General features: G+C 71.0%; 19 protein-coding genes. 11 read left to right on the top strand and 8 right to left on the bottom strand.

The window, feature by feature from the left end:
- The first annotated feature begins 159 nt into the window (after positions 1 to 159).
- On the top strand, positions 160 to 1,551 hold the full coding sequence (locus I5071_RS34565; protein ID WP_236517598.1) for a replication-associated recombination protein A: 1,392 nt from the start codon (positions 160 to 162) through the stop codon (positions 1,549 to 1,551).
- Between the two features lie 159 nt (positions 1,552 to 1,710).
- Here the strand turns inward: I5071_RS34565 and I5071_RS34560 are convergent, their stop codons facing one another.
- The 3 genes from I5071_RS34560 to I5071_RS34550 all read right to left on the bottom strand — a co-directional run bounded on the left by I5071_RS34560 (position 1,711) and on the right by I5071_RS34550 (position 3,405).
- Positions 1,711 to 2,184, bottom strand: a complete 474-nt coding sequence (locus I5071_RS34560; protein ID WP_236517596.1) for a hypothetical protein — start codon at positions 2,182 to 2,184, stop codon at positions 1,711 to 1,713.
- Between the two features lie 239 nt (positions 2,185 to 2,423).
- Positions 2,424 to 2,951 carry a hypothetical protein gene (locus I5071_RS34555; RefSeq protein ID WP_236517595.1) on the bottom strand — a complete coding sequence of 176 codons (528 nt, stop codon included), beginning with the start codon at positions 2,949 to 2,951 and terminating at the stop codon, positions 2,424 to 2,426.
- A 46-nt stretch (positions 2,952 to 2,997) separates the two neighbouring features.
- A complete protein-coding gene (locus I5071_RS34550) occupies positions 2,998 to 3,405 on the bottom strand; it encodes a YbjN domain-containing protein (protein ID WP_236517594.1) in 408 nt (135 codons plus the stop codon).
- A 100-nt stretch (positions 3,406 to 3,505) separates the two neighbouring features.
- Here I5071_RS34550 and I5071_RS34545 point away from each other — a divergent pair, with 100 nt between their 5' ends.
- The 4 genes from I5071_RS34545 (at position 3,506) to I5071_RS34530 (ending at position 13,479) form a co-directional block, all read left to right on the top strand.
- Complete coding sequence (locus I5071_RS34545) at positions 3,506 to 3,733, top strand: hypothetical protein (protein ID WP_236517593.1); 228 nt, start codon at positions 3,506 to 3,508, stop codon at positions 3,731 to 3,733.
- Between the two features lie 294 nt (positions 3,734 to 4,027).
- Positions 4,028 to 10,978, top strand: coding sequence for a MopE-related protein (locus tag I5071_RS34540; RefSeq protein ID WP_236517592.1), 6,951 nt, complete (start codon positions 4,028 to 4,030; stop codon positions 10,976 to 10,978).
- 232 nt (positions 10,979 to 11,210) lie between these two features.
- The gene (locus I5071_RS34535; protein WP_236517591.1) at positions 11,211 to 11,765 is read left to right on the top strand and encodes a CAP domain-containing protein; all 555 of its coding nucleotides are present in this window, start codon (positions 11,211 to 11,213) and stop codon (positions 11,763 to 11,765) included.
- A gap of 34 nt (positions 11,766 to 11,799) precedes the next feature.
- Entirely contained in the window at positions 11,800 to 13,479 is a 1,680-nt protein-coding gene (locus I5071_RS34530; protein WP_236517590.1) for an FAD-dependent oxidoreductase, read from the top strand.
- A 3-nt stretch (positions 13,480 to 13,482) separates the two neighbouring features.
- Here the strand turns inward: I5071_RS34530 and I5071_RS34525 are convergent, their stop codons facing one another.
- Positions 13,483 to 13,701: a hypothetical protein gene (locus I5071_RS34525; RefSeq protein ID WP_236517587.1), complete on the bottom strand. Its 219-nt coding sequence runs from the start codon at positions 13,699 to 13,701 to the stop codon at positions 13,483 to 13,485.
- An 81-nt stretch (positions 13,702 to 13,782) separates the two neighbouring features.
- Positions 13,783 to 15,555, bottom strand: a complete 1,773-nt coding sequence (locus I5071_RS34520; RefSeq protein WP_236517583.1) for an acyl-CoA dehydrogenase — start codon at positions 15,553 to 15,555, stop codon at positions 13,783 to 13,785.
- Positions 15,556 to 15,620: 65 nt separating this feature from the next.
- On the opposite strand from I5071_RS34520, the gene I5071_RS34515 reads away from it, so the two are divergent.
- From I5071_RS34515 to I5071_RS34495, 5 genes are all read left to right on the top strand, one after another.
- On the top strand, positions 15,621 to 16,568 hold the full coding sequence (locus tag I5071_RS34515; protein WP_236517582.1) for a UbiA family prenyltransferase: 948 nt from the start codon (positions 15,621 to 15,623) through the stop codon (positions 16,566 to 16,568).
- 463 nt (positions 16,569 to 17,031) lie between these two features.
- Positions 17,032 to 18,333, top strand: a complete 1,302-nt coding sequence (locus I5071_RS34510) for a D-alanine--D-alanine ligase family protein (protein ID WP_236517581.1) — start codon at positions 17,032 to 17,034, stop codon at positions 18,331 to 18,333.
- Between the two features lie 503 nt (positions 18,334 to 18,836).
- Positions 18,837 to 19,874 carry a D-alanine--D-alanine ligase family protein gene (locus I5071_RS34505; RefSeq protein ID WP_236517580.1) on the top strand — a complete coding sequence of 346 codons (1,038 nt, stop codon included), beginning with the start codon at positions 18,837 to 18,839 and terminating at the stop codon, positions 19,872 to 19,874.
- A complete protein-coding gene (locus I5071_RS34500; RefSeq protein ID WP_236517579.1) occupies positions 19,858 to 20,337 on the top strand; it encodes a GNAT family N-acetyltransferase in 480 nt (159 codons plus the stop codon). Before I5071_RS34505 ends, I5071_RS34500 begins: the two co-directional genes overlap by 17 nt.
- Complete coding sequence (locus I5071_RS34495; RefSeq protein ID WP_236517577.1) at positions 20,334 to 20,873, top strand: YkgJ family cysteine cluster protein; 540 nt, start codon at positions 20,334 to 20,336, stop codon at positions 20,871 to 20,873. Before I5071_RS34500 ends, I5071_RS34495 begins: the two co-directional genes overlap by 4 nt.
- 27 nt (positions 20,874 to 20,900) lie before the next feature.
- On the opposite strand, the gene I5071_RS34490 is transcribed toward I5071_RS34495, so the two are convergent.
- The gene (locus I5071_RS34490) at positions 20,901 to 21,242 is read right to left on the bottom strand and encodes a hypothetical protein (RefSeq protein ID WP_236517572.1); all 342 of its coding nucleotides are present in this window, start codon (positions 21,240 to 21,242) and stop codon (positions 20,901 to 20,903) included.
- Between the two features lie 160 nt (positions 21,243 to 21,402).
- On the opposite strand from I5071_RS34490, the gene I5071_RS34485 reads away from it, so the two are divergent.
- Positions 21,403 to 22,269, top strand: a complete 867-nt coding sequence (locus I5071_RS34485) for a ClpX C4-type zinc finger protein (protein WP_236517571.1) — start codon at positions 21,403 to 21,405, stop codon at positions 22,267 to 22,269.
- 114 nt (positions 22,270 to 22,383) lie between these two features.
- Here I5071_RS34485 and I5071_RS34480 read toward each other — a convergent pair whose 3' ends face one another.
- Both I5071_RS34480 and I5071_RS34475 read right to left on the bottom strand, forming a co-directional pair.
- Positions 22,384 to 23,694 (bottom strand): pyridoxal phosphate-dependent aminotransferase, encoded by a 1,311-nt coding sequence (locus tag I5071_RS34480; RefSeq protein ID WP_236517570.1) that lies wholly within the window; start codon positions 23,692 to 23,694, stop codon positions 22,384 to 22,386.
- Between the two features lie 90 nt (positions 23,695 to 23,784).
- Entirely contained in the window at positions 23,785 to 24,636 is an 852-nt protein-coding gene (locus I5071_RS34475; RefSeq protein WP_236517568.1) for a hypothetical protein, read from the bottom strand.
- Positions 24,637 to 24,640: the final 4 nt, after the last annotated feature.

Raw genomic sequence — 24,640 nt, 5'->3', positions numbered from 1 at the left:
CCCCACGCGAAAGTTCTCGATCTCGCTCGCGACCTGCGCGCACGGGTGGGGCGCGACGGTCCGACAGCCGTGTCATGGTTCGCGTTGGATCCGCGTACCCGGGTACGCACTCTGCGTCCCGCGCTCTGCATCCCTTGCGTAGTAGAAGCAGCGCAGTCGATGGACCTGTTCGACCACAAGGAAGATCGCGACCGCGAGGGCGCACCGCTCTCCGATCGCATGCGGCCGCGTCGTCTCACCGACATGGTCGGACAGCGCCATCTCGTGGCCGAGGGCTCGCTGCTCCGTCGCGCGATCCAGCAGGACCGGATCCCGTCGATGATCGTCTGGGGCCCGCCCGGCACCGGGAAGACCACGCTCGCGCGCGCCGTCGCCGCGGAGACGAAGGCGGTGTTCGTCCCGTTCAGCGCGGTGATGAGCGGCGTGCCCGAGCTGCGGAAGATCCTCGCGGAGGCCGCGGAGCGGAAGCGCCTGCACGGCACGCGCACGATCCTCTTCGTCGACGAGATCCACCGCTGGAACAAGGCGCAGCAGGACGCGCTGCTGCCCCACGTCGAGCGCGGCGCGGTCGTGCTGATCGGCGCGACCACCGAGAACCCGAGCTTCGCGGTGAACGCCGCGCTGCTCTCACGTGCGCGTGTGTTCCGCCTCGAGCCCCACGAGCCGAGCGATCTGCGCGCGCTGCTCGAGCGCGCGATGAGCGATCGCGAGCACGGCCTCGGCAAGCTCGCGCTCACCGTGGACACCGAGGCGCTCGGCATGATCGCGGAGATGGCGCAGGGCGATGCGCGTCGCGCGCTCGACGTGCTCGAGCTCGCGGCGAACGACGCGATCGCGCGGAGCGTCGCGCTCGATCGCGAGGCCGTGGAGCAAGCGCTCGCGTCGCGCACGCTGCTCTACGACAAGAGCGGCGAGGAGCACTACAACGTCGTCTCGGCGTTCATCAAGTCGATGCGCGGCAGCGATCCCGACGCTGCGATCTACTGGATGATGCGCATGCTCGAGGCGGGCGAAGATCCGCTCTTCGTGATGCGTCGCCTGATCATCTTCGCGAGCGAGGACGTCGGCAACGCGGACCCCAACGCGCTTCAGATCGCGGTCGCCGCGGACGCGGCGTTCCGTCGTCTCGGCATGCCCGAGGGCCTCCATCCGCTCGCACAGTGCTGCACGTACCTCGCGAGCACGGTGAAGAGCAACGCGAGCTACGAAGCGTGGCAGCGCGCGCAGGACGCGGTGAAGCAGCACGGCCCGCTGCCGGTGCCCATGAAGCTGCGCAACGCGGCGACCAAGCACATGAAGGCGTGGGGCTACGGTCAGGGCTACCGCTATCCGCACGCCGAAGGCGGCCACGCGGAGGGCGAGACCTATCTGCCCGAAGCCCTGATCGGCGCGCGCTTCTACGAGCCCAAGGACATCGGCATCGAAGCCCGCATCAAGCAGCGCCTGACCCGCCTGCGCGCCGAGCCCGCCGAAGACACCCGCCGCGCCGACGACGCGCCGCGCCGCGCCGCCCGATCGCCCGAGCACGAGCCCGACGCCGAGAAGCCCTGACCCCGAGGCCAGTACAGCGGGGGACCGACACGATCGAGCATGCCCACCGGCCGCGCTCGTGCCCGACGACCACCCGACGGACTCTCGAGCCCCGAAAGGGTGGGGCGGAGGGGGTCAGAGCCCGCGCAGGGATCTCGAGACGAGTCGAACGCGAGCCGACTACCAGCGGACCAGTCCGTCGAGCTGTCTCGGCACCTCACCGAGCGCGATCTCGACGTGCGCGCCCTGGTACGAGCCCGCTTCGAGCAGCGCGACCCCGTAGCCCTCGAGGAAGCGATGCCACGCGATGCAGCGCCGCGCTTCGTCGGGCATGTCCTCCATCCGGAACCGCGCCGCGCGCTCGCCCATCTCGACCACCATCAGACGACCGAGATCACGCGTCACCGCGCGCCAGACGTGCGGCGCCACGCGCAGCAGATGACCGGGCGCGCTGCCGTACGAGCGCATCCAGCTCCGAAGGATCGGCGAGAGCACGCCGCCGCTCATGTTGTCGAGCAAGCGCGCGCGACCGAACGCCGCGATCCCGTCGTCGCCGTACTCCGCGGCGACCGCCTCGAGGATCACGAGGTGGTACTCGACCGGGCACCACGCGTCGGAGAGCGCGCTGTCGATCCACGCACGGACCTTCGGCATGCGCGCGATCGCACGCGCGCGGACGCGAGGCCACTGCCCGAGGTCGATCAGCGTTCGACGGACGCCCGAGACCACCGCGGACGCAATGCGCGGCTCGTCGGCGACCGCCACCGCGACGAACGGTTGACGTGCCAGCAATGTACTCCCCCCAGCCGCGATTCTAACAGTCTGTCCAGTCTCCGCCCGACCCCTGATACGAAACGTCACGCGCGAGCGCTCCCCCCGCTCGCGCGCGTCCGTCAGCCCTTGCTCTGCAGGTACTTCGTGAGGGCGTCGCTCACGCTCGTCAGGTTCGCGGTGATCTGCTTCACGAGGAAGTTCTCGACCGTCTTGCCGATCGAGCCCGCGAGGAACGACGGGATGCCCTTCACCTTCTTCACGTCGATCGAGATGTCACCGGCGATCTCGAGGCGCGTGCGATCTCCGCCGAGCTCGATGAACGTGTTCTTGCCGCTGCAGCTCACGGCCTCGGTGAACACGCTGGTGCGGATGTTCCACTCGCACGTCCACGCGCCCTGATCCCACTTCGCGAAGTCGTCCCACGAGAGGCTCTCGCCGCCGATCACCTTCACGATGGGCGCGGGGATGTCACCGCCGCCGTGCCACACGTTGTGCAGCGTCGCGATCGCGCCTTCGTCCTTGCGCGACTTCACCTCGATCGCGCGCACGTTCGGCAGGTACGCCGTGAAGTCGGGGAGCTCGTCTCGATAGGCGCGGAACACACGCTCGCGCGAGAAGGGCAGGACGCTGTCGGCTTCGATCCTCACCGCCACCTCCGCCGTCGTCGTGGTGGACGAGGCGGCGAGATGTAGCTCAGGTGCTCGCCTCGCGCAGCGTTCGACGGTGACGGATCGCGTGCTGCAACAGATCGGAGAGCGCGGTGCGGATCTCGCTCGCGTCGAGGGACTCGGTGGGCAGCTCGACGGTGAGCACGACGTCGCCGTCCTCGTCGTACGCGAACTTCGTCTGGTACATGTCGCGGTTCATCCGCAGCAGCCACCGCGAGAGCTCGAACGAGTTGTCGCCGCGGGTGCGGAGGAACGGGACGACCGACGCGATGAGCCAGTTCTGATCGAGCCGCACGAACACCACGAGCTCGCCCTCGCTGGTGTCGTGCACGCAGCGGAAGGTGCGGTCGTCGTGGCGCGCGGCGCTCCAACCCAGCTCGTCGAGCTGCAGGGCTAGCGCGCGCGGCTCGGTCAGCCTATGGATCTGCCTCATCGCTCCGATCAACCCGCGCGCGCTCGGGGGTGTCAAGCCGCGCCGCTCTTGATGGAGCACGTCCCGGGCTCACGCACGGGAAGAGCAGCAGGAGGCGAGCGTGGGCGCGACACGACGAGTGAAGGGCACGATCCGCAAGCTGGGCATCGAGGGCGGCGTGTGGGCGCTCGTGACCGACGAGGGCGACACGATCGAGCTGATCGAGGCCCCGGCCGAGCTCTGCCAGAACGGACGACGCGCCGAGGTCGAGCTCGACCGCGAAGGCGCGGACGTCACGATCGGGATGACCGGCGCGGCGGGCCGGGTGCGCTCGCACAAGTTGCTCTGAGGAGAGCCTTCCCGTCCCGAGGAGGGGGTGGGCGGTCTGCCTTCTCCTCCCGCTTCCCTCGGAAATTCGGCCGCGGATCATCTATTCCCGGGATCGGGGATGATCCCTATTTACTTCGCGCGCTGATCACAGCGATTCTGGACGAGTCCGCTGCGGCCGCCCGTCCCCCCGGGCCGCGGCGATGACGCCTGCCGGAGGCTTATGCGCGCGCGCCGTACTCGACGTGTTGCTCCCCTTCTCTTCATTGCCGCCCTCGCCGCTTCCTTCATCGCCACCGACGCACGCGCGACAGTCGTGCAGGTCGACGGGACCATCGTCCCCGTCGGCAATGCGCTGCAGACCGCGCTGAGCTCGTACGAGGGCGTCGCGCCTCCAGCGGCGACGGCGATCCACGCGGTGATCGACGCAGCGCAGCTGCCCGAGATCTTCCTGCCGAGCACGAGCAACCCAGTCGTGTTCGTCGACATCGCCGAAGGTGCCGGTTACGAGAACAGCTTCGGCTACTACAACGTCGGCGACGATCCGACGGTGGTCGCGAACCTGCGCCCGATCATGGGCTGCACCGTGCCCGCGTCGACGCACGCGAACGAGGTCCCCGGCTACGTCACCGGCGCGGAGCCGGGCACGAGCGTGAGCGTCGACTTCGCGGCGGAGCGCACGGCGGGGCGCTACCGCGGCGGCTACATCGCGTTCTACCTGATCACGCCCGAGGGCAACCCGAGCACCGACAACGACGCCTGCGGCGACTTCCACAACGGGAGCGACGGGCGCTCGCTCTTCGGTCGCGCGTACTACACCCAGCGCGACTTCAACAACGACGGCGACTTCGTCCATCACCTCGTCTACCAGTCGCGCATCACCGCGAACCGCTTCTACTTCGGCTTCGAAGACCTCTTCCGCGGCGGCGACAACGACTACGAGGACATGGCCATGCAGGTCACGGGGCTCACCCCGCCCTGCTCGCCAGGCGTCGAGATCTGCAACGGGCGCGACGACGACTGCGACGGCCTGGTCGACGCGAACGACCCCTCGCTCTCCGACGACGACGTCGCGTGCACCTGCGACAACGTCTCGATGACGTGCGAGGGCGGCGCGCAGCGTGGCGTGTGCCGCACCGGCGTCACCGCGTGCGTCACGGGCGCGCTGATCTGTCGCTCGACGCGCGGGCCGAGCGCCGAGCAGTGCAACAACCTCGACGACAACTGCGACGGCACGATCGACAACGGCGCGGCGGGCACCGGCGTCGCGTGCGACGGCACCGACGCGGACCTCTGCAACGAGGGCGTGTTCGCATGCACCTCGGGCACCCTCACGTGCACCGACGCGACCGGCGCGAACGGCGAGCTCTGCAATGGCGCGGACGACGACTGCGACACCCGCACCGACGAGAACGTGCCGGGCGTGGGCGTCGCGTGCGACGGCGCCGACGGCGATCTCTGCAACGAGGGCGTGACCACCTGCGCGGGCGCCTCGGGCCTGCGCTGCAGCGACGCGACGGCGACCAACGCCGAGCTCTGCAACGGCGCGGACGACGACTGCGACGGCGCGGTGGACGACGCGCCGACCGACGTCGGCGTCGCGTGCAGCACCGGCGTCGGCCTGTGCCGCAGCAACGGCGCGACGATCTGCAGCATGGGCGCGCCGGTCTGCAACGCGACGCCGATCCCCGGTCGGGCCGAGCGCTGCAACGCGCTCGACGACGACTGCGACGGCGCGACCGACGAGACCTTCCGCCTCGGCGAGGCGTGCGTCGCGCCCGGCGTGTGCGGGCCCGGCGTGCTCGAGTGCGCGGGCGACAGCGGCACGCGCTGCTCGACCGCGCCCGGCGGATCCGACGACGGCTCGATGCCCGAGATCTGCAACGGGCTCGACGACGACTGCGACACGCGCGTCGACGAGGGCCTGACGGATCTCGGCTCGTGCGGTGAGAGCACCGGCGAGTGCGAGCCCGGTCGCCTGCGCTGTCTCGCGGCCGCGCCGACCTGCGTGGGCGGGATCGGACCGACCCCGGAGATCTGCGACGGTCGCGACAACGACTGCGACGGCAGCAACGACGACATGCCGACCGACGTCGGCGCGAGCTGCGGTGACGACACCGGCGAGTGCACCGCGGGCACCCAGGCGTGCGTCGGCGGCATGCTGCGCTGCCAGGGCGCGGTCGGTCCCGGCACCGAGCGCTGCAACTCGCTCGACGACGACTGCGACGCGATCACCGACGAAGATCCGAGCGACGTCGGATCGACGTGCGGCACCACCGACGTCGGCGTGTGCGATCTCGGCAGCACGATCTGCGTCGCGGGCGGGCTCGTGTGCGCGGGCGCGACCGAGCCGAACGTCGAGGTCTGCAACGGCGACGACGACGACTGCGACGGCACCACCGACGAAGATCCGATCGACGTCGGCCGCGTGTGCGGCTCCGCGATGGGCACGTGCACGCCGGGCATCACGGTGTGCGTCTCGGGCGCGCCGGTCTGCGAGGGCGCGACCACGGGCACGCCCGAGGTCTGCAACGGCATCGACGACGACTGCGACACCGTCATCGACGACGACCCGAGCGACGAAGGCGGCGTGTGCGGGATGGGCGAGGGCGTCTGCGAGGAGGGCGAGCTCCGCTGCATCGCGGGCACGCTCCAGTGCGTGGGCGGCGTGCTCCCCGGCACCGAGGTGTGCAACGGCATCGACGACGACTGCAACGGCAGCATCGACGAGGGCGATCTCTGCGAGGGCGGCGTGTGCGTCGGCGGGCGCTGCAGCGTGCCCTGCCAGATGACGGAGTTCGGCGAGCGCTGCCCGAGCGGCGAGATCTGCGTCGAGCACTACTGCGTGCCCGACGAGTGCTTCGACGTGACGTGCGAGCCGGGCCCCGACGGAACCAAGAACGTGTGCGTCGAGGGCGGCTGCGTGCCCGCGTGCGACACCGTCACGTGCGACGCGCCGAACGTGTGCCGTCGTACCGACGGCGCGTGCGTCGGCAACAACTGCATCTTCCTGCCCTACCTCTGCACCGACGCGCAGATCTGCGCGGCGGGCGAGTGTGTCGACGATCCCTGCGCGGGCGTGAGCTGCGGCGCCGGTGAGTTCTGCCGCGCCGGCGAGTGCGTGGGCAGCTGCGCGGGCGTGCGCTGCGGCGCGAACGAGGTGTGTCGCGGCGGTGAGTGCGAGACGACGGGCTGCAACGCACCGTGCGGCGCGGGCCAGGTCTGCGTGAGCGGCGCGTGCGTCGACGATCCCTGCGGCTCGCTCGGCTGTGACACCGGCGAGGTGTGTGATCCGACGCGCGGTGAGTGCGTCGACGATCCGTGCCGCAACGTGACGTGCCCCGGCGAGGGCGAGATCTGCCGTCTCGGCGAGTGCTACGCGCCGGGCGACTTCGAGGTCGACGCGGGCACCGGCGGCATGGACGCGGGCACCGGCAGCGGGCCGCGCGAGGTGCTCGCGGCCGGCGGCGGCGGCATGTGCAGCGCGAGCGGTGCGGGCACCGGCAGCGCGAGCGGCGCGCTCGCGTGGATCGCGCTCGGCATCGTGGGGATCGTGATCGCGCGGCGTCGCCGCCAGTCCCACCGCGGCACTCGCAGTGCGACCGGTGGCGCTGGCGTCGTGCTCACGATCGCGGCGCTCGTGCTCGGCGGCTGCGAGGTCGAGCCCTACTGCGTCGCGAACTGCGACGGCGGCGCGGCGCTCGACGGCGGCCCCGGTGAGGACGCGCGCGTCGACGGCGGCAACGACGGAGGCCCGGGTCGTCCCGACGGCTGTGTCGTCGGCGCGACCGAGGAGTGCAACGAGACCGACGACGACTGCGACGGTCTGATCGACGAGGGCATCGACCTCACGAGCGACTCGCGGCACTGCGGCGACTGCTCGACCACGTGCGAGCGCACCGGCGCGCAGACCCAGTGCACCGAGGGTGCGTGCGAGCTCCTCGAGTGCTTCGACGGCTTCGTCGACGTCAACGGCGACATCGGCGGTCCCTTCGAGGACACCGACGGCTGCGAGTACCGCTGCTTCTCGAGCAACGGCGGGGTCGAGGCCTGCGACACCATCGACAACGACTGCGACGGCGACGTCGACGAGACGTTCGACTTCCAGAACGACGAGACGAACTGCGGTCGCTGCGGGCAGAACTGCACGTTCTTCCGCGTGAGCACCGCGACGTGCGACATGGGCACGTGCGAGTTCGATCCCGCGACCGGCTGCGAGACCGGCTACATCGATCAGAACGGCGTGCAGTTCGACGGCTGCGAGTTCGAGTGCACGCCGACGGGCGCCGAGGTCTGCGACGGTCTCGACAACGACTGCGACACCCGCACCGACGAGGGCTTCGGCCTCGACACCGATCCGAACAACTGCGGTCGCTGCGGTCGCGTGTGCACGTTCCCGAACGCGACGCCGCGCTGCAACACCGGCGTGTGCGGCTTCGACCCGATGACCGACTGCACCCCGGGCTTCAGCGATCGCGACGGCGTGCAGCTCAACGGGTGCGAGTACCCGTGCACGCCGACCACCGATCCCACCGAGATCTGCGACGGCCTCGACAACGACTGCAACGGTCGCGTCGACGGTCCGACCACCGACTCGGGCGGCGCGTGCAACCGCGCGCCGGGCGGCACCGCGACCGGCGTGTGCACGAGCACCGGCACCCTCACGTGCGTGGGCGCGACGCTGCGCTGCGTGGGCGCGCCCGAGCCGACGCTCGAGACCTGCGACGGACTCGACAACGACTGTGACGGCGCATCGGACGACTCGCCGGTCGACGTCGGCCGCGTGTGCGCGCCCGCGGTCGGCACCTGCACGGCGGGCTTCTCGACCTGCAGCAGCGGCACCCTCGGCTGCGTGCGCGCGGTCGGTCCGGTCGCCGAGATCTGCAACGGGCTCGACGACGACTGCGACGGAACGATCGACGACATGCCGACCGATCCGACGCTCGGCGACGCGTGCGGCACCGACACCGGCGAGTGCGTGCGCGGCGCGATCGCGTGCACCGACGGGCGGCTCGTGTGCGCGGGCAGCGTCGGCGCGACGCTCGAGACGTGCAACAGCCGCGACGACGACTGCGACGGCGTGGTCGACGACGATCCGGTCGACGTCGGTGGATCGTGCGGCTCGTCGATCGGCGCGTGCGTGCCGGGCTCGCTCGTGTGCTCGAGCGGCTCGCTCGTGTGCTCGGGCGGCGCGTCGGCGAGCACCGAGGTCTGCGACAGCCAGGACGACGACTGCGACGGCACCGTCGACGAGATGCTCTCGCAGAGCTGCTACACGGGCCCCGCGGGCACGAGCGGCGTGGGCCTCTGCCGCGGCGGCACGCAGGTGTGCTCGGCGGGTACGTTCGGCACGTGCGCGGGACAGGTCGTGCCTGCGGGCGAGACCTGCACCAACACCGACGAGGACTGCGATGGTCGCATCGACGAGGGCGTCACGCGCGCTTGTTACACCGGCGCCGCGGGCACGAACGGCGTCGGCGTCTGTCGCGGCGGCACCCAGGCGTGCACCGCGGGATCGTTCGGCGGTGCGTGCACCGGACAGGTCACGCCCGCGGCGAGCGAGAGCTGCGACTCGCTCGACGACGACTGCGACGGTCGCACCGACGAGGGCGCGAGCGGCGGGGCGCTGACGCGGAGCTGCTACAGCGGCACCGCGGGCACGGCGGGCGTCGGCACCTGCCGCGCCGGCACCCAGACCTGCCGCTTCGGCGCGTTCGAGGCGGTGTGCGCGGGACAGGTCGTGAACACGGTCGATCGCTGCGGCGATGCCCTCGACACCGACTGCGACGGCCTGAACGACACGGCGGAAGGCTGCCTCACCGCGGGCGGCGAGCTCCGCATCGATCCCGGCAACGCCGGTCAGTACCACTCGTTCGAGGTGCAGGTGGTGGCGGGTGGATCGCCGCTCGGTCGCCACGTCTACGCGGTCTGGGTGGACAAGCGGAACGGCTCGGACCGGGCGGACATCTACTTCTCGCGCTCGACCGACGGCGGGGCCTCGTTCTCGACGCCGGTCGATCTCACCGACTTCACCAGCGATCGCGCGGTCGCGCCGCGCCTCGCGGTAGGCCGCAACGGATCGAACGACGTCGTGTACCTCACGTTCCAGATCGTGACCGGAGACCCGCCGGTCCGGCACACGTACGTCCGGACCTCGACCAACAGCGGCACGTCGTTCGGTACCCAGGTCGCGCTGAGCACGCTCGCGGACACCGACAACTTCAAGCAGTCGGTCGCGACGAGCACGGACGGCGCGCGCGCAGTGGTCGCGTGGGAGCGCCTCGACACGACCACGCTGGCCCGCAACGTCGTCTACTCGGCGACGATCGACAGCGGCGCGACGTGGACGACCGTCCGCATCGCGTCGCGCAACACCGGCGCGACGCCCAACGCGGGTGAGCCGGTCGTCGCGGTGACGTCGACGGGACGCATGGTGCTCGCGTGGCGCGAGCTGCGTGTCTCGGCGAGCCCGAGCCGCACGACCTTCGACGTCTACGCGACGTGGATCGACGATCCCACCGCGTCCGCGGGCACGCTCAACACCGCGCTCGCCGCGAACGAACGCCGCCTCGACGGCGACACCACGAACACGCGCGCGAGCGACGATCTGCGCATCGTGAGCGACGGCGACCGCGTGTACGTCACGTGGACCGACGTCGCGACCGCGGCCGGCGGTGGCTCGGACATCATGTTCTCGCGCAGCATCGACAACGGCGCGAGCTGGGCGGCCGAGCGCATCCTCGACGATCCGAGCAGCGAGATCTCGAGCAGCACGATGGCGACGCTCGCGATCGATCCCGCTGCCGCGAGCGCGACCGACGATCGCTTGTTCGTCGCGTGGGTCGACACCCGCGACGGCACGCAGATCTTCTTCGCGCGCTCGACCGACAGCGGCGCGACGTGGGGCACGCCGGTGCGCGCGTCGCACGCGACGGGCGGCGTCGCGGTGCCCGGCGTGAACGACTCGCCGGCGATCACGTTCGCGGGCGGTGATCGTGTGATCGTCGCGTACGTGAACGACGCGAACGGCGCGAGCACGTACCGCCGGGTGCGCGCCGCGGTGAGCATCGACGCGGGCGCGTCGTGGCAGGTCGCCGATCCGGTGATCGACAGCAACGGTGGCGCGGGCGGCGGCGAGGCCGACTATCCGTCGATCGCGCGCGTCGACAGCGACACGCCGTTCGTGGGCGCGGCGATCGCGTGGATCGACTTCCGCACCAACACCCGCATCAACGGCGACGTGTACCGAGCGCGCGTCGGCCGGTGAGCCGAGGAGGGCGCCCGGGCCGCGAGGCTCGGGCGCTCCGCGAGCGCGCATCGCATCGAGAGGCTCGCAGCCCCCACGCGGGGGGCCGCGCCCACGCTCGCGCGCGCATGCAGTCTCGCTCCGATCGCGCCGGAGCCGGGGATTCGCGAGATCGAGCGACGTGGCGCAATCCGTGCTCGACGCCGGATCGATGCCCCGACCGGAGAGACAGGTGCCGAGCCACTCCCTTCGCGTGTTGCCATTCCTTCTGCTCCTCACCGCGTGCGGCGGCGACGACGAGCGCGTCTCGTACGACCCCGACGGTGAAGGCCCGGAGCCCGCGGTCACGCTCGACTGCCGCGATCCCGAGAGCTGGCCCGCGTCGTGGGTCGCGTTCGAAGACGAGATCCTCGCGGAGGTCAACGCGCGCCGCGCGGCGGGCGCGACCTGCGGCGGCGAGGACAAGCCGCCGGTGCCGCCGCTGGCGATGGACGCCGCGCTGCGCGAGGCCGCGCGCTGCCACAGCCTCGACATGGCGGCCAACGGCTATTTCTCCCACGACAGCGCGGACGGACGCAGCCCGTGGGACCGCGCCATGGAGGCGAGCTACGCCGGGTTCGCGTCGGGCGAGAACATCATCGCGGGCCATTCGACGGGCGCCGAAGCCGTCGCCGGCTGGATGGACTCGCCGGGGCACTGCAACAACATCATGGCGGATGGCCCGAACGACACGGGCATCGGCTACGCGTTCATCGACGGATCGCCGTTCGGCCACTACGCGACCGAGCTCTTCGGCAGCCACGAGTGACGGCGATGCGCGCGATCGTGGCAGCATCGCGCGCATGGACAAGACGGACGTGCTGGTCGTCGGCGCCGGGCCGACCGGGCTGACGATGGCGTGCGAGCTCGCGCGGCGCGGGCTCGCGGTGCGGGTGATCGATCGCGCGGCGGCGGCGAGCACACACTCGAAGGCGATCGCGGTGCACGCGCGCACGCTCGAGATCTTCGAGGACGTCGGGATCGTCGAGGATCTGATCGCGCGCGGGCTGGTGCTGCGCGGCATCACGATGTGGGCGGGCAGCGAGGTGATCGTGAGCGCGGGGTTCGAGGAGCTCGACACGCGCTTCTCGTACCTGCTCTCGGTGTCGCAGGCCGAGACCGAGGCCGTGCTCGCGGCGAAGCTCGAGTCGCTCGGGGTGAAGGTCGAGCGCGGCACGTCGCTCGTCTCGTTCCGTCAGGACGGGACCGGCGTCACCGCGACGCTGCGCGCGAACGACGCGGAGTCGACGCTGCGCGCGGCCTGGCTCGTCGGATGCGACGGCGCGCACAGCACGGTGCGCGAGAAGCTCGAGCTGCCCCTCGAGGGCACGACGTACGACGAGCGCTTCGTGCTCGCCGACGTGACGATCCGCTGGGACACCCGCGACGATCGCATCTCGACGTGGTTCGCCGAGGACGGCGTGGTCGCGTGTTTTCCCCTGCCCGGCGGGCGCTGGCGCGTGATCGCGAGCGCGCCCGCGAGCGACGAGACCGAGGCCGATCCGACGCTCGAGGAAGTGCAGGCGATCTTCGATCGACGCACCGCGACCGGCGGCGTGCTCGGCGACGCGACGTGGCTCGCGCGCTTCCGCATCCACTGCCGTCAGGTCGCGCATTATCGCGACGATCGCGTCTTCCTCGCGGGCGACGCCGCGCACGTGCACAGCCCGGTGGGCGGGCAGGGGATGAACACCGGCATCCAGGACGCCCACAACCTCGCGTGGAAGCTCGCCATGGTTCATCGCGGCGAGGCGCGCGGGCTCTTGCTCGACAGCTACGAGCAGGAGCGCCACGCGATCGCGCGCAGCGTGCTCAAGGGGACCGATCTCGCGACGAAGGTCGGCACGCTGAAGAACAGCGTCGCGCGCGCGCTGCGCAACGAGGTCGCGCGGCACCTCGTGGGCCTCGAGGTCGTGCAGCAGCGCATCGCGCGCGAGGTCTCGGAGCTCGCGGTCGGCTATCAGTCGAGCCCGATCGTGCGCGAGGACAAGATGTCGATGCTCCAAGCACGCATCGGCAGCGCAGCGGGCGGCGAGACCCCGACGCTCGGCACGATGCGCGAGTTCGAGCACGGACCGCACGCGGGATCGCGCGCGCCCGACGGGCGGGTCACCGTCGCGGGCAGCAGCGGCACCAAGCGGCTCGCGGAGATCCTCGACGGACGCGCGTGGACGCTGCTGCTCTTCGATGGTCGCCACGAGAGCGATGCCGGCTACGAGCGCTACACGAAACTCTGCGATCGTGTGGCGTCGCGCTGGGGCGCGAGCGTGCGCGCGTTCGTCGTCACCCCGCGCGCGACGCGCCCGGCGAAGCTGCCGGAGAGCGTGCCGGTGCTCCTCGATCCCGACGGCGATCTCGAGAAGCGCTACGGCGCGACGAGCGAGTGCGCGTACCTGATCCGGCCCGATCTCTACGTCGGCTATCGCGGCCAGCCGATCGACGAGGCGAAGCTCGACGCATACCTCCGCTCGATCCTGCGCTGACGATCACGCGCGCCGGCGACGACGGCGCGCGATCGCGAGCAGAGGCACCAGCGCGAGCGCGGGCCCGAGCGACACCGCGCTGCCCGCGACCGAGCACCCGAACGGCGGCAATCCGTCGTCCGAGCTTCGCGCCGGCGGGCCCGCGTCGCTCGACGCTGCAGCGTCGCCGTCGACGCCCCCGTCCTGGGCGTGAACCGAAGTTGCGCCGGCGTGCCAGAGCATGCCGGCCACGATCGAAGCGCGAAGAACCGAAGCGAAGCGCGTCATGCGCCGACGCTCAGCACCGCGCGTGCCGGCGCGCGATCAGAGATCCGCGGGATCGAGCCCGAGGTAGCTCGGCTCCGCGCTCTCGCAGAGACGCGCGAGCACCTCGATGCGCGGCACCTCGGTCGCGATCCAGTACATCGCGGCGCGATCGATGGCGCGCGCGAATGCCTCGTCGCGCCCCGCGACCGCCGCGCGCATGCGCGTCCACATCCACGCGACCGCGAGGATCGACGCGAGCTGCAGGTAGTCGGCGCTGTGCGCGAGCATGCCGTTCACGTCGCCCTTCATGCCGCGCGCGCCGAGCGCGCCGGTGAGCGCGACCACGCGCTCGAGCGCATCGCGCACCGACTGGGTGCGCGCACGATCGACGCCCGCTTCGTCGGCGCGCGCGCAGTCGGAGAGGATCTCCTCGCGCCACGCCATCATCGCCGCGCCACCGCCCGCGACGACCTTGCGCCCCAGCAGATCGAGGCTCTGGATCCCGGTCGTGCCCTCGTGGATCGAGTTGAGCTTCTGATCGCGCAGCCACGACTCGGGCAGGTACTCCGACGAGTAGCCGTAGCCGCCGTGGATCTGCACCGCGAGCGCGTTCGACTCGAAGCCGTACTCGGCGGGGAAGCTCTTCGCCATCGGCGTCAGCAGATCGAGCAGCAAGCGGCTCCGCTCGCGCACCGCGGGATCGGTCGCGTGCTCCGCGAGGTCCGCGTACTTCGCGCTGGTCGCGAGCAGACAGAGCGCGCCTTCGACGATCGCCTTCTGACGAAGGAGCATGCGCCGCACGTCGGGGTGCTCGATCAGCGGCACCGGAGGCGTCGTCGCGTCGACCACGCCGAGCGGCCTTCCTTGCGTGCGCTCGCGCGCGTAGGCGAGCGACTCGTGGAACGCGACCGACGCGGTCGCGGTGGCGTTCACCCCGACCATCAGGCGCGCCTCGTTCATCATCTGGAACATGCAGCGGAGCCCCGAATTCTCCGCACCGATCAGCCATCCGTGGCAGTCGTTGCGATCACCGAGCGCGAGCGCGACGCTCGGCAGACCCTTCCACCCGATCTTGTGGATCACGCCGCTGATCGACACGTCGTTGTCGACCCACGCATCGCCCTCGCGACGACGCTTGGGCACCGCGAAGAGCGAGATGCCCTTGGTGCCCGCGGGCGCTCCGTCGATGCGCGCGAGCACGAGGTGCACGACGTTGTCGGTCACGTCGTGATCACCGCCCGAGATGAAGACCTTCGCGCCGCGCAGCAGAAAATGACCCTGGTCAGTACGGGTCGCGCGCGTCTGCACGTCGGCGAGCGACGAGCCCGCCTGGGGCTCGGTGAGCGTCATCGTGCCGGTCCAGCGCCCCTCGTAGAGCGGCGCCATGAACGTCTCCTTCGTCCACGCGTCGCCGAACGCCTCGATCAGGTGCGCGGCGCCGGTGGTGAGCCCGGCGTAGCCGTACGCCGAGAGATTGCCGGCCATCAGGTACGCGCTCGCGAGCGTCGACACGGTGAGCGGCAGCTGCTGACCACCGACCGACGCGGGGCGCGTCGACGCGATCACGCCGAGCTCCGCGAGCTCCTTCCAGATCGCGCGCATCGCGGGGTGCACGTGCACCTGGCCGTGCTCGAGGCGCGGCGGCGCTTCGTCCATCACGCGATAGGTCGGGAAGAGCACCTCGCGCGCGAGCCTGCGACACGCACCGAGCCACAGATCGAACGTCTCGCGCTCGTGATCGGCGAACGCCGGCAGCGTCGTGAGCGAGGGCGCGTCGAGGACGTCGTAGAGCAGGAAGTCGACGAAGCGATCGGAGACGAGAGGGTTCATGGCGCGGGGAGCGTACTTCGCCGGAGCGCCCCCGACCCGCCTCGCGTTACCATCGCGGCCCGCTCGTGCTCCGCGCTCTCTGGACCCTCGCGCGCCCCAAGGGGATGGTGCTGATCGCGTTCCTGCCGATGATCGGCTTCGGGTTCGCGTATTGGGATCACGGCTGTCGCATCCCGGGCTTCGGCGCGCTCGTTCCGCTCGGGCTCCTCGCGACGATGTGGGCCGTGCCGCACATGGGCACGATGTGGCTGAACGCCGCGCTCGATCGCGACGAAGGACAGGTCCTCTTCGGCAAGAGCGTCCCGGTGCCGCGCGGCATCGAGAAGTTCGCCTACGCGACGCTCGCGTTCTCGCTCACCGCCGCGTTCGTGACCGGTCTCGGGCTCGGGCTCTGCGTGCTCGGCTGCGCGATCCTCTCGGTGCTCTACTCGCACCCGCGCACTGCGTGGAAGGGCCACGCGATCCTCGGACCGCTCGCGAACGCGATCGGCTACGGCGTGCTCTCTCCGCTCGGCGGGTTCCTGCTCTCCGATCTCCCGCCGACCCCGCGCGGCGCGGCGACGCTCGCGCTCAGCGTCACGTACATCGTCGCGGCGTACCTCGCGGCGCAGGCGTTCCAGGAGGACGAGGATCGCGCGCGCGGCTATCGCACCCTCGTCGCGCTGCGCGGTGCGCGCTTCACGCTCGACGTCACCCGCGCGTTCCTCGCGCTCTCGGTGATCCTCACGCTCGTGCTCGCGGCGATCGGCTGGTACCCGCGGCTCGTGCTCCTCGCGGCGCCGGCGTTCCTCGTGGCCGATCGCTACCTCGCGCGATGGCGCGACGTGCCGGGCGGGGGCGACGGATCGTGGGCCGCGGGGTTCTTCGTGCGGATGATGATCGCGGGCCTCGTCTGCATCACCGCGGTCTCCGCCGACTACGGCTGGAGCCAGCTGCACGGCGAGCCCGCGGGCGGGATCGCGACCGCCTCCGGCCGTCCCGCGACGCCTGCCTGCGGCGTCGAATCGCCGTGATCGATCGCGGTCGGGATCGATCTCGATCCCACGCCGCGATCGCATCCGAAAAATACCTGCCACCCGATTGACACCCGAGATCGACCTCGTCAGTCTCCGGGCTCATGGACGAGCGCGCACGGCGGAGCGCTACTGCTTCCGACCACGCGAAAACGGAGCCGCCAGGACCCGTCCCAAGACCTTCGCGGTCGACGGCGATCCGCGTCGGACACGACGCTGCGCCGGCGATCGCGGCCCTCGGCTCCTCTCGCTCCCACGTTCCTCTCGGTCCCCACACCTCGCGGGGGCAGCACGCCATCGCATCCGACGCGACTCGTGCTCGCTCCGCGCGGCATTCGCTTCGTTCGCTCGCTCCGGCCCGCCTCGCCCGGGTCGGACGGTCTCGGCGCGCGTTCCTCGCGTGCCCTGCCGTTGACGGCGATCCCTGCCCTGCGCTCGGACGAGCGCGCTCCTACGAGCACTGATGGACACGCATCGCAATTCTCCTTCGCGGCGCGGCGCGACTCGCGCGCCCAGCATCGTCTCGCTCGGTGGTCCTTCGTATCCGCACTCTCACCGCTACGGTCTCGCGCCGCGCATCGTGCGCGCGCTCGGCACCAACGTTCCCGGTCGCTTCGACGCCGCCGAGGTCGGTCCGTCGATGCGCGGCGGCGCGCCCGGCGCGCCGGCACGGCTCCCGATGTCCTCGTCGTTCGGCGGCGCGCTGCGCACGCACATGAAGAGCCTCGGCGAGGGCCCGCGCACCACCGAGGTGCGCACCGTCGGCATCGCGTACGACCTCAAGGCCGACTTCGAGCGCGTCGCGCGCCGCACGCTCGGAGACGTCGAGATGCCCGAGGACGCGTTCGAGGAGTACGACTCCGACGCGACCGTCTCGGCGATCGAAGAGGCGCTCGGCGCGAACGGCTATCGCACCCGCCGGCTCGGCAGCGGTCGCTCGTTCCTCGCGCGCGCGATGCAGGAGCCGGGGGATCTCGTCTTCAACATCGCCGAGGGCTACGGCACGCGCTCGCGCGAGGCGCACGTGCCGAGCGCGCTCGAGATGCTCGGAGTGCCCTACACGCACTCGGATCCGCTGACGCTCGCGCTCACGCTCGACAAGGCGATGGCCAAGCGAGTCGTCGCGTCGGCGGGCGTGCCCACGCCGCGCTTCATCGTCGTCGAGAACGTCGAGCAGCTGCACGACGTGCCGCTCGTGTTCCCGCTGATTGCGAAGCCGCTCTTCGAGGGCTCGAGCATGGGCGTGCGCAAGCACAGCCGCGTGGTCGATCTCTACGATCTGCGCGAGCTCTGCGGGCAGCTCCTCGCGGACTACCGCGAGCCGGTGCTGGTCGAGGAGTTCTGCTCGGGCCCCGAGTTCACCGTGGGCATCCTCGGCACCGGGGCGAGCGCGCAGGTGATCGGCGCGATGGAGATCGTGCCCCGCAGGTGTGCGGTCGACGAGTTCGTGTATTCGTTGGAGGTCAAACGAAATTACCTCGAAGAGGTCGAGTACCACGTCCCGCCGCGCCGCCCGGACGAGCTGGTGCGCGCGGTCGAGGACGTCGCGCTCGCGGCGTACCGTGCGCTCGCGTGTCGCGACGTCGGCCGCGTGGACGTGCGCCTCGGTGACGACGGCGAGCCGAAGTTCCTCGAGGTGAACCCGCTGCCGGGGTTGAACCCGGTGACGGGCGATCTGGTGATCCTCGCGCGGGCGAATGGGCTCGGGTATGCGGATCTGATCGGGCGGATCGTCGAAGCGGCGCGCGAGAGACAAGGCCTGTGAGGCTTCGGCGAGCGGCGCGGGGTGGAGGGTCCGCCGCCCGGGTGCTCGCGGGCTGCTGAACGGAAGGCCGCGAGCGTCGGGAGTCGGTGGGCGCATCGCGGCGCGCGCTTCGCGCGTTTGCCGCGATGCTTCGATCAGTCTGTGGTCGGCCTCTGCGAGCCCCCGTCGCACGAGGGCGTCGGACCCTCCACCCCGCGCCCGGTACCGCGGTTCTGCCGTCTCGTTGGGTGAGGTGGCGGATGGCTCGCGACCGGTCCGCGCTGTTCGCGCGGCCCGGGCGCTCGCGGGTAGCACCGCGCTGCGCGCGTGTGCGCGCTCCGCGCGAGAATGAAGTGACCTCGATGCGCCTCGATTCGTGATGCGGAGTACGAACGATCACGATCGATCGAACCACGTCGTGACTCGTACACGTGCTCGTGCACGGCTGTTCCAGCGCTCGCGGCTCGAGAACCCGCGCTGCCCGCGTGATCTGAGATGATGCCTCCGTCGCCTCGGCTGTACCCATGACTCCGCTCCGCTCCATCGCGATCCTCTGGGACTCCCTCTCCACCACCTCCGCCTCTTCCGCCGAGACCGGTGCCGCCGAGGCCGCGGCCGTGGCCTCGATCGGCGGAGTGATCGACGAGGTCGCGCAGGTCGCGTCGTCGCTCGGACTGCGGGTCGATCGTGTCCCGCTCTCGAGCGATCCGCGCACGATGCTCGCGCAGGTCGCGGCCATCGATGCCGACGTCGTGGTCAATCTCGCCGAGAGCTGGGCCGGACGCGTGCGCAACGAAGCCGGCGTCGCGTGGACGCTCGAGCTGCGCGGCTGCGCGTACACCGGCGCGACCCCGCGCGCGCTCGCGCTCTGTCTCGAGAAACCGCTCACCCGCGCGCTGCTCGCGAGCGCCGGCGTGCCGGTGCCCGAGGGCGCGACGATGAGCGACTCGCGCGCGCCCTGGCCACTCGGCGCGCGCGGCCCGTGGATCGTGAAGCCTGCGGCCCAGGACGCGAGCCACGGCATCGACGCCGCGAGCGTGGTGCACGACGAGCCCCCCGCCCGCGCCCGCGTCGAGCACCTGATCGCCCGCGGCCTCGGCCCCGCGCTGATCGAGCGCTACGTCGACGGACGCGAGCTCAACGTGTCGATCGTCGAGCTCGACGGCGCGCCCCCCCGCGCGCTGCCGGTCGCCGAGATCGATTACTCGCGATTTCCCGCGAATTTGCCGCGAATTCTCACGTTCTCGGCGAAGTGGGACGAAGAGAGCGACGAGTACCGCGGCAGCGCGAGCGTCGAAGCGCGCGACCTCGACGCGGAGCTCCGCGCGCGCATCGAGCAGGTCGCGCTCGCGGCGTGGCGCGCCCTCGGGCTGCGCGACTACGGGCGTGTCGATCTCCGTCTCGATCGCGATGGTGCGCCCTTCGTGATCGACGTGAACCCCAACCCCGATCTCTCGCGCGGCGCCGGGCTCTGCCTCGCCGCGGAGCGAGCCGGGATCGGATACGAGGGCCTGATCGCGGGCCTCCTTCGAGGAGCAGCACGTCGTGCGCGTACGGACTGATCTGCGCCCCAGCGACCGCGAGGCGATCGATCGCATCGTGCGGGCCGTCGGTGTCTTCCGCCCCGAGGAGGTCGACGTCGCGATGGAGCTCGTCGACGAGGGGCTCTCCACCAACGACGACGAGTACTTCTTCGCGGTCGCGGAGGACGATCACGGCACCGTGCTCGGGTACGCGTGCTGGGGCCACGCGCCGATGACCGACGCGACCTACGACCTCTACTGGATCGCCGTCGACCCCACGCGACACGGCGGCGGCATCGGGCAGAAGCTCCTCGCGGCGTGCGAGGACGACGTGCGCGCGCGGGGCGGACGCCTCTTGTTGATCGAGACCGAGGGCACGCCCGACTACGAGCCCACGCGTCGCTTCTATCTGCGCGCCGGCTATCCCGAGATCGCGCGAGTGCGCGACTATTACCGCGTGGGCGCGGACAAGATCGTCTACGGACGGAGCCTGACCTCGTGAAGAAGGCGCTGCCGATCGTCAACGAAGAGCAAGCGCGCTTCGAGTGCGTGTGGCCGGGATGCGGCGGCGCGTGCTGCAAGGAGAGCCGTCCGCCCGTGAGCGAAGGCGAGGCAGCGCGCATCGCCGAGGCGATCCCGCACGTGGTCGCGAAGCTGCGGCCCGCCGCGCGTCGCGTCGTCGAGCGCGGCGCGTGGATCACCAAGCGCGTGAAGCACGGCCGCCCGATGCTCGCGATCGCCGAGCGATACTGCGTGTTCTACGCCGAGGGCTGCGCCCTCCACGTGCTCGGCGCGAGCGAGGGCGACAAGAACAAGTACAAGCCCGCGACCTGCATCACGTTCCCGCTCGATCGCGACGATCACGATCGCTGGTTCGTGCGCCAGCACGGCGTCGCGAACGAAGAGTGGACCGAGCTCGCATGCCTCGATCCCGCGGCGTCCTCGACGCGCGCGGTCGACTCGCTGCGCGACGAGATCGGGTTCGCGGAGCGCGTGGACGCGGGGCTCGAGACCTGGCGACGCCCGAACGGGCGCTAGCATCTCCGCCGGGAGCGACCATCCGGGTCACCCGTCCCACGACGACAGTGCGATCCCGAGGGTCGCGCTCACCGAGCCGCGCGTCATCGGGCGCGCGGGATCGGGGCTCGAGGGGACGCCCTCGGTGCGCACGTCGACGAGCAGCGCGAGATCCTCGGTCAGCGAGATGCCGACCAAGCCGTTGCGCAGATAGAGCAGCTCGGCCAGCGGGAGCGTCTGCCGCAGCGTCTCCTCGAGCGTCGGCACCTCGAGCTCGAGCTCGATCGCCAGCGAAGGACGAGGCGCGCGATCCCGCTCGCGCTCCTCGAGCGCGGCGGGTGGGCCTTGCGTGAGCATCGTGGCGAGGAGCAGTGCGGCGAGGCCCTGCATGTCGCGAATGCACAGCAATCGAGGGGCCACCGAGATCCCTTGCGGCGCATCGTCGCGAGGTGTGTCGCGTACGCCTCGCGCGTAGCATCGAGCGACCCTCGTGACGTCGTGGTGGAGTCGAGTGTTCGCGAAGAGTGGCCCGCCCCCCGCGGAGCCCCCGATGGCGTGCTCGTTCTGCGGGCTCGACCGCCGCCAGGTCGCGAAGCTGATCGCAGGACCGAAGGCGTTCATCTGCGACGCCTGCGTGCGCCTCTCGAAGGAGATCATCGATCGCGAGGGCAGCATCGAGGATCGTGTCGGAGGCGTGCGGTGGGTGGTGCTGAGCGAGCTCGCGTCGCTGCCTCCGAGGACTCCTCGCGCGATGGTGCGCAAGCTCGTGCTCGCGGCGATCGCGCTGTGCGAGGACGACCCGGCTGCGCTGCGCCAGCTCGCGTCGGCAGCGTGGTCGGCGAACGATCCCGAGGGCGGCGTGCTCGCGCTGCGGCGCATCCCGGAGGCGGATCGCACGGCCGACGACGTGATCGCGGAGGCCGTGCACCACGACACGATGGGCGCGTACGCGGTCGGGATCGCGCTGCTCGACGCGCTCGATCCTGCGACGCTCTCGCCGAGCGCACGCGAGATCGTGCCGCTCCATCGTGCGGTGATGCAGCTCGCCGGAGGGCTCGTGAAGCCCGAGGACGCGCGCGGGCTCGAGCGCTTCGGGATCGACTTCGTGCAGCACGTGCTGCCCTCGCTCGCGCTCGACGACGGCTATCGGCGCGCGCTCGAGCGCGAAGCCCTCCTCGTGCAGGCGCGTGCGGTCGTGCTCGCGGGCGAGCTCACACGCGCCGAGGCGATGCTGCGCGAGCACCTGCTCGCGCACGAGAAGGACGCCGAGGTGTGGGCGCTGCTCTTCGACATCCACCACGCGCGCGGCGAGCACGAGCTCGCGCGCACCGCGCGCGCCAGGGCGCTCGAGCACGCGCACCCCGAAGGGCCGATCGCCGCGCGCCTGCGCGACGCGACCATCGGCCCGTTCCGCTGAGCGCTACCGAATCCGTAGCGCTACCGAATCCGTAGCGCTACCGAATCCGTAGCGCTACCGAATCCGTAGCGCTACCGAATCCGTAGCGCTACCGAATCCGTAGCGCGACGGAGCTCAGAGCGCCTTGAGCGCTTCGGCGAGGCGCGGCATCGCGTCGCGGATCTCGCGCTCGCTCACCGCGCCGACGCTGAGCCGGAACCATCCGTCGTCGCCCGGCACGCCGAACGCCTGGAACGGCACGATGCCGACGCCCGCGGCCTCGAGCACGTAGCGGCGCACGTCCTCGTTCGTCTTGAGCTCGGCGCCGCTCGAGGTCTTCTTGCCGAACGGCGCGATGCGCACCGTCAGGTAGATCGCGCCCTCGGGAGAGAGCGAGTCCACCGGGAGGCCCGACGACTTCATCGACTGGAACGCCTCGTGGAGCGCGTTCAGGCGCGCGCCGAGGCCCGCGTGCATCGTGTCGACGTAGGTCTTGATCGCGCTGGTGTCGTCGAGCAGGCGCGCGGTCGCGATCTGCTCGGCGCGCGGCGCCCACGCACCGACGTGCCCGATGATCGCGCTCATCCGATCGATCACGTCGGTCGGACCGACCGCCCAGCCCACGCGCACGCCGGTCGCGGCGAACGCCTTGCTGATGCCGTCGACGAAGATCGTGTACTTCGCCATCTCCGGGACGAGCTGCGGCGGCGTGTAGTGCTCGGTGCCCTTCGCCGTGAGCATCCAGTAGATGTGGTCGTACATCAGGTAGACCGGCTTCTCGCCGCGCGACGCGCGCTTCTCGTTCTCCGCGACGATCGCCTCGCACACGCCGAGGAGCTGATCGCGCGCCATCGCGGTGCCGGTCGGGTTGAGCGGCGAGTTGAGGCACACGAGGCGCGCGGTGGGCAGCGTCGCGAGGAGCTCGCTCTTGCTCGGCAGGAAGCGCGACTCGGGGCCGCAGGGCACGGTCACGCCCTTTGCGCCGAGCATGTGCACGTAGTGGTTGTTGTTCCACGACGGCACCGGATAGACGACGGTGTCGCCGGGATCGACGACTGCGCGATAGATGCCGTAGATGACGGGGCGCGCGCCGCTCGCGACGAGGAACGACTCGAGCGGATAACGCAGACCGAGCTCGCGCTCGTAGAAGCGCGGCAGCGCGTCGCGCAGCTCGGGCATGCCGTTGCTCGGCGGATAGTTCGTCTCGTTCGCGTCGTAGGCGTCGACGATCGCCTTCTTGAGCGCGTCGGGGATCGGGAACTGCTTCGGATCGAAGTCGCCGACCGTCAGGTTGCAGACGGTGCGACCGCCCTTGATCAGCGCGCGGATCTCGGCGGCGATCTTGAGGATCTCCGAGCCGACGAGGCCCTCGGCCATCGTGGAGACGCGCGGGGCGCTCGAGGTGGGAGCCGTGCGTGCGATCGAGGTCAGGTCGGTCGTGGCCATGTCTTCCCGGATGATGAGGCGCGGCCACGATGACACGAAAGTCCGCGGAAGCGCAGGGCCAACGGGGGCTTTCTCACGAGGCCGGACGCCTCACTTCACGAGCCTCCGAGCGCGGGACACCGACATCGTCGCATCGCGGACGGTCCAGTCGGTCTCCGTCCGCTCGAGGCCGAGCAGGACCGCGGCACGCGTCAGCACGCGGCCGCGCGCTCGCGGCCCGTCGCGCCACTCGCGGACGCTGCATTCGCAGGTCAGCTCCATGTCGCCCATGTCGCGCAGGTCCCTCACCACGATGTGGAGGCGTGCCCGCGGCGTGAGCACCCAACCGTCGCGCGCGAGCGCGTCGGCGAGCTCGTCCTGACCCACGACCTCGCCGGCGTGCACGACGCATTCGGGCGGCGTGACCAGCTCCGAGAACGCCTCGAAGAGCCGCGGCACGAGGAAGCGCAGGCCGGCGAGCGCACACGCGCGCATCGACGCGCGGTGCGCGATCACGCGCTCCCAGACCCCGTTCACCGCGATCGGCCCGCGACCCGTCGTGATCATCGAGTCTCCGGGCACCACGGCCCGCAGGCTCTTCTCCGCGATGCGATCGGGATCGTACCGAGCCTGCCCCACGCCGACGGGCTCGAGCGCGAAGAGACGATCGAACGTCTCGATCGTGAGCGGCAGCCAATCGAGCAGGGCCTGCGCGTTGTCCCTGCAGATCCGATCCATCTCCCACTCGGTCGGGCGGACGACGGTCGCGTCCTCGTGGATGCGCGCGAGGAACCCGAGTTTCAGCTGCGCCTCCCAGATGCGCTGCTGACCCTCGAAGTCGTGATCGCCGGGGCTCGTGATCGTCCAGACGTGCGGTCGTGCGAACCACGCGTCGCGCGAGATGCGCTCGAAGAGCGCCTCGCGCGGCCGCACCAGGTAGGCATACGGAAGGAACGCGGCCATTCGA

The organism is Sandaracinus amylolyticus (assembly GCF_021631985.1).
Lineage (GTDB): Bacteria > Myxococcota_A > Polyangia > Polyangiales > Sandaracinaceae > Sandaracinus > Sandaracinus amylolyticus_A.
Note: the sequence above shows the minus strand (reverse complement) of the source record. Positions and strands in the feature narration are given on the sequence as shown.

Coding starts and splice junctions, on each gene's coding strand:
- I5071_RS34565 (WP_236517598.1), top strand. CDS start 160: ATGGACCTGTTCGACCACAAGGAAGATCGCGACCGCGAGGGCGCACCG.
- I5071_RS34560 (WP_236517596.1), bottom strand. CDS start 2,184: ATGCCGAAGGTCCGTGCGTGGATCGACAGCGCGCTCTCCGACGCGTGG.
- I5071_RS34550 (WP_236517594.1), bottom strand. CDS start 3,405: ATGAGGCAGATCCATAGGCTGACCGAGCCGCGCGCGCTAGCCCTGCAG.
- I5071_RS34530 (WP_236517590.1), top strand. CDS start 11,800: ATGGACAAGACGGACGTGCTGGTCGTCGGCGCCGGGCCGACCGGGCTG.
- I5071_RS34525 (WP_236517587.1), bottom strand. CDS start 13,701: ATGCTCTGGCACGCCGGCGCAACTTCGGTTCACGCCCAGGACGGGGGC.
- I5071_RS34520 (WP_236517583.1), bottom strand. CDS start 15,555: ATGAACCCTCTCGTCTCCGATCGCTTCGTCGACTTCCTGCTCTACGAC.
- I5071_RS34510 (WP_236517581.1), top strand. CDS start 17,032: ATGGACACGCATCGCAATTCTCCTTCGCGGCGCGGCGCGACTCGCGCG.
- I5071_RS34505 (WP_236517580.1), top strand. CDS start 18,837: ATGACTCCGCTCCGCTCCATCGCGATCCTCTGGGACTCCCTCTCCACC.
- I5071_RS34490 (WP_236517572.1), bottom strand. CDS start 21,242: ATGCAGGGCCTCGCCGCACTGCTCCTCGCCACGATGCTCACGCAAGGC.
- I5071_RS34485 (WP_236517571.1), top strand. CDS start 21,403: ATGGCGTGCTCGTTCTGCGGGCTCGACCGCCGCCAGGTCGCGAAGCTG.
- I5071_RS34480 (WP_236517570.1), bottom strand. CDS start 23,694: ATGGCCACGACCGACCTGACCTCGATCGCACGCACGGCTCCCACCTCG.
- I5071_RS34475 (WP_236517568.1), bottom strand. CDS start 24,636: ATGGCCGCGTTCCTTCCGTATGCCTACCTGGTGCGGCCGCGCGAGGCG.